At 35.7% G+C, this 7,925-nt stretch carries 7 protein-coding genes; 3 read left to right on the top strand and 4 right to left on the bottom strand.

What is annotated here, in order from left to right; all coding sequences use genetic code 11:
* Window positions 1–104: 104 nt before the first annotated feature.
* Window positions 105–1,340: a 4Fe-4S binding protein gene (locus QZ138_RS01370; RefSeq protein ID WP_292885264.1), complete on the top strand. Its 1,236-nt coding sequence runs from the start codon at window positions 105–107 to the stop codon at window positions 1,338–1,340.
* Window positions 1,341–1,384: 44 nt separating this feature from the next.
* On the opposite strand, the gene QZ138_RS01365 is transcribed toward QZ138_RS01370, so the two are convergent.
* The gene (locus QZ138_RS01365) at window positions 1,385–2,641 is read right to left on the bottom strand and encodes a dihydroorotase family protein (protein WP_292885260.1); all 1,257 of its coding nucleotides are present in this window, start codon (window positions 2,639–2,641) and stop codon (window positions 1,385–1,387) included.
* An 84-nt stretch (window positions 2,642–2,725) separates the two neighbouring features.
* On the opposite strand from QZ138_RS01365, the gene QZ138_RS01360 reads away from it, so the two are divergent.
* Window positions 2,726–3,808 (top strand): nucleotidyltransferase family protein, encoded by a 1,083-nt coding sequence (locus QZ138_RS01360; RefSeq protein ID WP_292885257.1) that lies wholly within the window; start codon window positions 2,726–2,728, stop codon window positions 3,806–3,808.
* Here QZ138_RS01360 and QZ138_RS01355 read toward each other — a convergent pair.
* Together QZ138_RS01355 and QZ138_RS01350 are read right to left on the bottom strand one after the other, a co-directional pair.
* Window positions 3,800–4,813, bottom strand: a complete 1,014-nt coding sequence (locus tag QZ138_RS01355) for a hypothetical protein (protein ID WP_292885255.1) — start codon at window positions 4,811–4,813, stop codon at window positions 3,800–3,802. The genes QZ138_RS01360 and QZ138_RS01355 overlap by 9 nt on opposite strands.
* A 71-nt stretch (window positions 4,814–4,884) precedes the next feature.
* A complete protein-coding gene (locus QZ138_RS01350; RefSeq protein ID WP_292885252.1) occupies window positions 4,885–5,115 on the bottom strand; it encodes a KEOPS complex subunit Pcc1 in 231 nt (76 codons plus the stop codon).
* A gap of 204 nt (window positions 5,116–5,319) precedes the next feature.
* Between QZ138_RS01350 and rplJ the strand changes: the two genes are divergently transcribed.
* A complete protein-coding gene (gene rplJ, locus QZ138_RS01345; RefSeq protein WP_292885249.1) occupies window positions 5,320–5,802 on the top strand; it encodes a 50S ribosomal protein L16 in 483 nt (160 codons plus the stop codon).
* A gap of 90 nt (window positions 5,803–5,892) precedes the next feature.
* On the opposite strand, the gene QZ138_RS01340 is transcribed toward rplJ, so the two are convergent.
* The gene (locus tag QZ138_RS01340) at window positions 5,893–7,692 is read right to left on the bottom strand and encodes a hypothetical protein (RefSeq protein ID WP_292885247.1); all 1,800 of its coding nucleotides are present in this window, start codon (window positions 7,690–7,692) and stop codon (window positions 5,893–5,895) included.
* Window positions 7,693–7,925: the final 233 nt, after the last annotated feature.

Genomic DNA, 7,925 nt, shown 5'->3' with positions numbered 1-7,925 from the left:
CTACCCACTCAATGGATAGTCAAATGAGATTAGCTGAAGTAGATATTGTAGACAGTGAAGGAAACCTCATTAAAAAATTCTAAATTTAAGGGGGTTTTTTATAAATGATTGTATTTAACGAAGATGGCTGTATAAAATGTGGTGCTTGTGAAGGTACTTGCCCTACATCAGCTATTGATGTAACACCTAATGCTATTATTCACTGTGACACTTGTGGTGAAGAACCTAAATGTGCTGACGTTTGCCCACAAGGAGCATTAAAAGTAGAAGAATTCGAAATTGCTGAAGGTATTATTCAACCAAGATTAGTATTCAATTCTATTTTATGTGATTCCTGTGGTAAATGTGAAGAAGTTTGTCCACAAGAAACCATTAAAGTCACTGGTGAAAAATTAAAAGAAGTTGAAGGTTTCTGTGTAATGTGTCAAAAATGTGTTGACATTTGCCCAGTCGATGTAATTGGTGTTCCAGGTATTAAAGAACCTGCTGAATATGAATTAGATCTTGATGGTAAAGGACCTGTTTACATCAAAGATTGTGTTGGATGTGGAACTTGTGTAGAACCTTGTCCTGTAAACGCAATTACTCTTGAAGAAGTCGGCAGTCCTGTTACTGTAGGTGACGATTGTATCAGATGTGGTTTATGTTCTCAAACCTGTCCTTGGAATGCAATATTCATTGCTGAGAAAAAACCTATCAAACGTACAAAAGAAATCAAATCTTTCACTTTCGATTCAGCTAAATGTATTGGATGTAACACTTGTGTCGAAGCATGTCCTGGTGATTTCATCGCTGCAAACAGTGCTAGTTTAACTGTTGCAATTCCTAGTGTCTGTGCTGCATGTGGTTTATGTGTAAACCTCTGTCCTGTTGACGCATTAGAAATTGATGTGGAATGGGGTGAAGGTGCTCCTGTAGATGCAGAAGGTATTGGAAGAGATGTAGAAAAATGTGACTTCATCGGTGCATGTGCAAACAAATGTCCTACTGAAGCTATTCGTGTAGTTACCAAAACTGGTATGTGCTGCCCTGCTTTAGAGGAAACAGATTTAGAGCCATCATTTGCTAGCTGTATTAGATGTGGTGCTTGTGCTTCCATGTGTTCTAACGATGCATTGAAAGTAGAACAATATGAAGTAACCATTAACGGCGAACCTGTCATTAGAGACAGAATTGCATTCAACCCATCTAAATGTGATCAATGTGGTGACTGTATCGAAGCTTGTCCTTATGACATGATTCACAAAACAGACAATCCTAAATTACCAATTGCAGGATTCTGTACCCTTTGTGGTCAATGTATTGAGGCATGTCCTGAAGACGCATTATGTTACAAATAGGTGTGTTAACACACCTTACTTTTTTCTTTTTTTTAAAAAACTAGTTATAATTTATTCATTACTACTTTTCCATTGACTATTGTCATTATTGGCAGTCCTTTATATTCCCAACCGTCAAATGGAGAGTATTCTGCTTTTGTTTTAAATTCTGAAATGTCAAATTTGCCTTCCCGTTTCAAGTCAATAACTGTAAAGTCGGCATCATAGCCAATTTCTATTTTTCCTTTGCTGTTCAATCCGTAGACTTTGGCCGCATTTTCGCTGAAAATCTTAGGAATCAGCTTGAAGTCAAGATTTCCATTGTTAACTTCAGTTAAAAGCAGAGGCACTACAGTTTCAAGGTTTGGTATTCCCGGAGATGATGCCCAGGTTCCTTTTGTTTTGTCTTCAAGTGTATGAGGGGCATGGTCGGTTCCGATTATTGACTCCTCATCCAGATTTCCGATTCTCACGCTGTCCGCTTCAGGTCTTAGTGGAGGATTGGTTTTTATGAATGTGCCATATATATTGTATGCTGAATTATCAAGCAGCAAATGATGTGGTGTAAATTCCCAGCTTATAGGCATGCTTTTACTTGCACTTTTTGCAATACTTAGTGATTTGCTTGAGCTTAGATGACATATATGCAGACGTAAGTCATTGGCCCTTGCAAGTTCGATTGCCTGTTTCACGGATTCGTCCTCAGATTTGGTTGGTCGGGCGTAGGTATAGTCAATGGCAGGATTTTCCTCATTCAGTTTCAGCCTTTCGGTTTCTGATTCGACTATGGATTTTTTTTCACAGTGTGTAGCAACAAGCCCGTTATATGAGGTGGTTTCCTTGAGAATGGACAGGTCATGGAATATTTTTTCCAGGCTTTCATCGCTTTCAAGGTCCATGAACACCTTGACTGAAATCGGATTCAGCTTCATCATCTTTTTCATTTCATCCAGATTGCTGTGGCCGACTTGAAGTTCAAAGTTAACGACGGACTTGCTTTTGGCTATTTTGATTTTTTCTTCAAGTGCCCTGTATGTGTTTGTCTTTGGAAGGGTGTTCGGCATATCTATCACTGTTGCAAATCCCCCGTTTGCGGCAGCCATGCTTCCGGTTTTGAAGTCTTCCTTTTGGGTTAGTCCAGGATCTCTGAAGTGTATATGTGGATCAATAAAGCCTGGGAGCACATAATTGCCTTCGATGTCAATAGTTTCTGCGGCTTCTAGCGGTGTTTTTGAAATTCCGGTTATCTTTCCATCATCGACTTTTATGAAATGTTCTCCAACTTCATCAACTAATCTACAATTTTTTAAAACTAAATCCATAATAATCACCTGCTTGTTTCAATATTTGTCATTTCTATTTTTAAAAGATAACTTTTTTTAATTTAAAAAAATAAATTTTCTATTATGTCTCAAATTTCAAATATTCTCAAAAGGGATAAAGAGTTATTCTACAATGATTTGAATGCCGAATGTGAAATTTCAGATAATTCCTCAGATACTGTTCTGGTGTCCGATTTCACAGAATATAATCCTTTGCACAATGGCCATTATCACTGCATGAAAAATGCAAAGGACATGTTTCCCGAGTCATTATTTGTAGCTATTGTGCCTGGCCTCTTTGAAAGAAGCGGGAGGGGCATACCATATATACTGCCTCGCGAAGTGCGGGCGGAAATTGCGGTTTCTGTAGGGGCGGACATAGTTGTTGAAGGTCCTCCGATGGGAATCATGGGATCCGGACAGTATTCCCTGTGTCTGTGCAGGATGTTTCAGGCATTGAATACTGATTATATTCCTAGAGGTTACAAGCCCGTTGACGGAATGGATGAGATATTGAGAAGAATTAATTTGGGCCATCATGTTGCCTCAAAACCTTATAAGATAGTGGATAAGACAACCAATGAAATTCTTATGAGGGGCAAGCTTGAGGAGGACAATTACGTGATAACATCGTTTTCGAATTCCCTTTCAAAAATAGGCTTTGACTATGCTGGCAAATTCGTTTTTGTTGAGAGGATTGAAGGCGTAAGCGGCACACTGATTCGCCAAAGCATTTTGGAGGATGATTTTGACAATGTTTTGGATATGATGCCTCAAAAAACCATTGAGGTTTTAAAAAGAGAAATTAAAAACGATGGAATAATATACGGCATCAGGGATGAGGAAGCCATTTTAGACACCGCAAACACTTATTCTTTTGAAGAGCTCTCATCTTTGAATTTGTTCAATGAGAAGCTGGCCGAAAACATAATTGTCAATAGGCCGTTTGATGATATGGAATCATTGGAAAAATCAATACTTCAAGGATTTTCTTCCCATTTTAAACAAAGGGTCTTGAGCATATTGGAAAATCCAATTCCAAAAAAAGTAATATCCCAATATATTGACAGATATCCGTCAAATATCAGGGTTTTAGCTTATAAAGATAAAAAAAGTTTAAAAAAATTTAAAGAAAAAGTCCGCAATGAAAAAATTTCATTATACTGATGGAGGCGGACTTACCATATTGTTGATTACATTCTGTGGGTTTGAAAGCCCGTAAATAGCTTCCATGAATGTTGGATAATATGAATGTAATATGAATACATATATCAGGTAGTATATTACAACCAAGATTATTATAACTAATAATACTGTTAAAATGATGTCAACAGCACTCATAGACTCTTTTTCTTCCTGATAGTTCAAGTTATGGATATTTTTGTCCTTGCCTTTTCTGCCGCCTTCTTTTTCAGCTAGAATTTCAGCTCGGATTCTAGCTTCCATTTCTTCTGGAGTTTCATGTGCAGGGGCTCGTTTTTGATCTTTCAAGAGGGTTTCTTCCCTTTCAGGATATTCCTTTCTGGTTAATGAGCCATATTGCTCTTCATCTTTAGCCAATTGTTCGCCTAAAGGAACATTGTCATCGAAGTATAAGTCATCCAAATATTTTTCATATTTGTCTTCCAAATCCCTTCTGGCAGTTGTTGGTTCCGGCTCGTATGAATGGTCCGGATAAATGAATTCATCCTGTACGCCAGGAGCTTGTTGTGGAATTTCATTTTGTTGAATAGGTACTTCGTTTTGTGCAATTTGTGGTTCTTGAGAGATTGGGCGCTGTTCTACTTGAGGTTGAACAGGTTCCCTTTCATATGAGCTTTCAGGGCCCGGACTATACTCAATATTATCCTTTATGTTATACGGGGAATCATCGCGAATTTGCTTGATTTCCTGAACTTCAGGTGCCGGAGGCACTTCCTCAGCAACATTTTGTGTTTGATATATACTTTCTTCGGCAGGCTGCTTATTGAGTCTTACAGGTTCAGTTTTCACAGGTTCACTTTGAGCAGGTTGTGCTGCTTTATTTTGAGATTCAAGCCCAATGATTTTTTCTAAGCATTCTTTACAATAAATTTTGCCGCCAAGTTCTAATCCACATTCTTTACAAACTGATTTTCCGCATATTGCACATGAATCTGTGCCGTCTCTGTCAGGATGATAATAGCATTCCATAAATTACACTCTCATAACGAATTAATATATATTAATTTTAATATATGTTTTTTTTATTTATATAAAACTTTTCATTGTTTAGTTTTTTCGACGATTTTTTCGACAACTATTTCAGAAGCAATCAAATCATCGACTGTTGCAAGAAAAGAACCTAATTTTTCACTGTTTATTTCATATTCGATAGCATCATTGTTTAATCTTGATTTAAGGTAGTTTTCATTGTCAACTTCAAGGGAATCAAACACTACCTTTGCATCATCTGCACTTTTATATTTGAAAGTAAGATCTCCGCTGATTTTCATATCTTATTATATATTGTTTATTGCCTAAAATATTTTAGGTGGCAAAAATTTCAAAAATATGGTAACCTTTATTAATGACTTAATCAATATATTTAAGTATTCTATTATATTACGATATAATTTTTATATAGCTATTATTGAAAATTCACTATTTTCAGCTATTTTTAATTAAAAACAATTTATATTTATTTCGGAGGAATAATAATGGTTCGTGCTTACACAAGAAGAGATTATATTAGAAAAACCCCAAATTCAAGAATCGTACAATACGATATGGGAAACTTAAAAGAAGAATTTCCAGTATCTTTAAGTTTAGCTGTTAAAAAACCGGCTCAAATCAGACACAACTCTTTAGAAGCAGCAAGGATTGCTTCTAACAGATTGATGCAAAGGGCTGCTGGTAGAATGGGATACCACTTAAAATTAAGAGTATACCCACACCAAATCGTAAGGGAAAACCCAATGGCAACCGGTGCAGGTGCAGATAGGGTACAAAGCGGTATGAGAAACGCTTTCGGTAAACCTATTTCCGTTGAAGCTATCGTTAAAAAAGGTCAAAAGATAATCACTATTGACTGTAACGCTAAAAACTTTGAAGAAGCTAAAGTTGCACTCAAAAGAGCAGGTATGAAATTACCGGTTCCATGTAAAATAGTTGTCGACAAAGGCGAAGAATTAATTAAATAGATTATTTAATTAATCTTTTTTTACTCTTTTTTTATTTTAGAATTAGTTTTTTTTTCTGATTTTAAAAAATTTAAAAAAAGATGATTTGTTTTAATCATCTTTTCGTTTTCTTAAATATCCAATTATAAATGCTAAAAACATTATTAGCACAATAATGGTTGCGGGTACGGTATATTCATTTGAAATTATTGACTTTATTGGAGAAAGTTCACGTGCTGATGCATCATTTTGTGAAGACTCTCCGTTGTCCAGTTCGGACTTGTCCCCTAGATTGCCTTCATTTCTTATTTCACTTGATGAATTTGTTCTAACTGCATTTTCAATATTTTCTGCATTATTTTTATTGCTGTTTGAACTTGTATGAATCGGAAGTGAATTTTGAGAATTTGAAGTATCCAGATTTTCTTTGATATTGTTCTCTTCATTTAAATTACTTTCACCTTTATTTTCATTTACATGATCTTGATTTGGATTGCGATTGTCATTAGTTTCAGTTACTGGGTTTTGGTTTGAATCTTTTTCATTGTTGTTTTTTGGAATGTTTGCTGTATTGTCGCTTTTTTGCACGGACTTTCCATGCTGTATGACAATTTGTGGTTTTCTTATGGTAGGGTTCTGGGTGATTTCGTTGCTTACTTTACCGTTATTTGTGGTAATTTTTGAAGAGGGTCCCATTGAATTGCCTCTTTCAATGATGTTTCCCTCGTAGGTATAAACGTCTACGGCATCCCTATTGTACTGGTTTGTGTTGTTTGAAATGTTATTTCCAATAAGTATGCTGTCTCCCCTAAGCACATATATTCCAGATCCTTGTCCATATCTTGCAGTAATGGTATATGGCACATAATTGTCTGATACGGTACTGTTGGCCATGTTAATTCCATCGTTTGCGATGATTGCACCTCCATGACGTGCGCTATTGCCAGTAAATGTGGAATTATTGATATTCAATGCATAATGCACTGTGGAATATTGGCTGTCGTCTCCTGCAGATACTGCTCCTCCTTCATATTTTGCAGAATTGTTTCTAAAAATTGAAGATTCAATGGTCAGGTTCCCGTCAGTGACTCTAACGGCACCTCCATTTCCGGCATAATTGCCTCCTGCAGCGCTGGATAATGCAGCAACATTGTTTTCAAATATTGATTTTTCAATATATGTATCTCCTTGGATTCTTAAGGCTCCGCCTTGGCGTTTAGCAGTATTTTTGGTGAATGTACAATTGATTATATTTGTTTGGCCATTAAGAACATATGCGGCTGCACCATTATATTCAGCCTTATTGTTTTTAAAGGTGGAGTTGATAATATTTGCTCCGTTATGGGAGTTTATTCCCCCTCCTGTGCCTCCGAAATTATTTTCAAATGTACAATTGACCACATCCAAATGGCCTTCGCTCCTTACAACGCCTCCCACTGTTGAATCAGAATCATCGTAATTTATTCCATTTTTGAATGTTAAACCATGCAATGATAAATAATTTGTTTGTTTACTTGAATAAAAAAACCAACCATTATTGTTAGCATCTAATGTTACCTCTCCATCATATGACTTGATGACTAATGAATTGGAGATTTCCATTTCGATTTCTTCATATGTTCCGGCATGTATGAATATTGTTGCAGGTTTTTTTCCGGCATTTGCAGTGTTGACTGCCTCCTTGATTGTTTTGTAGGGGTGGTCATAACTGCCGTTTCCGGAAACCTCTACATCATGCTTTACATATATTTCATCACCATCAAAATCGGTTGTTTCACTATCTGGAGATATCTGTGAATTAGAAGTTCCGTTTAGATGGTCTATTTCATTAGCGGATATCATGTTAATGCTAATCAATGCTAAAAAAACAATAGCTAAAATCACTATTAGTTTTTTGGGTTTTGTATCCATTATTTTTTAATCTCCTTTTTTAAATCAGTTATTTGTATTAATTCTGCCGATTAATACATATTTAATTTTAAAGTAATAACTATATAAAGATTTTTAAAGTATTACTTGTTGTTATTTCTTATTTTCTTAAAATAAGCTTATTTAGTTATATTTAAATCAAATAGGACGCTATTGACTAATTTTATAAATCGCTAGCAAGTAATAAGAAAATTAATATTTTTTTCAAATGGGGT

The sequence above is a fragment of the Methanobrevibacter sp. UBA212 genome, from assembly GCF_905233225.1.
Classification (GTDB): Archaea; Methanobacteriota; Methanobacteria; order Methanobacteriales; family Methanobacteriaceae; genus Methanocatella.
This window is presented reverse-complemented; position numbering and strand designations above follow the sequence as displayed.

Bases quoted from the DNA above. Each gene is read 5' to 3' on its own strand.
- QZ138_RS01340 (WP_292885247.1), bottom strand. From the start codon at position 7,692: ATGGATACAAAACCCAAAAAACTAATAGTGATTTTAGCTATTGTTTTT.
- rplJ (WP_292885249.1), top strand. From the start codon at position 5,320: ATGGTTCGTGCTTACACAAGAAGAGATTATATTAGAAAAACCCCAAAT.
- QZ138_RS01360 (WP_292885257.1), top strand. From the start codon at position 2,726: ATGTCTCAAATTTCAAATATTCTCAAAAGGGATAAAGAGTTATTCTAC.
- QZ138_RS01370 (WP_292885264.1), top strand. From the start codon at position 105: ATGATTGTATTTAACGAAGATGGCTGTATAAAATGTGGTGCTTGTGAA.
- QZ138_RS01365 (WP_292885260.1), bottom strand. From the start codon at position 2,641: ATGGATTTAGTTTTAAAAAATTGTAGATTAGTTGATGAAGTTGGAGAA.
- QZ138_RS01355 (WP_292885255.1), bottom strand. From the start codon at position 4,813: ATGGAATGCTATTATCATCCTGACAGAGACGGCACAGATTCATGTGCA.
- QZ138_RS01350 (WP_292885252.1), bottom strand. From the start codon at position 5,115: ATGAAAATCAGCGGAGATCTTACTTTCAAATATAAAAGTGCAGATGAT.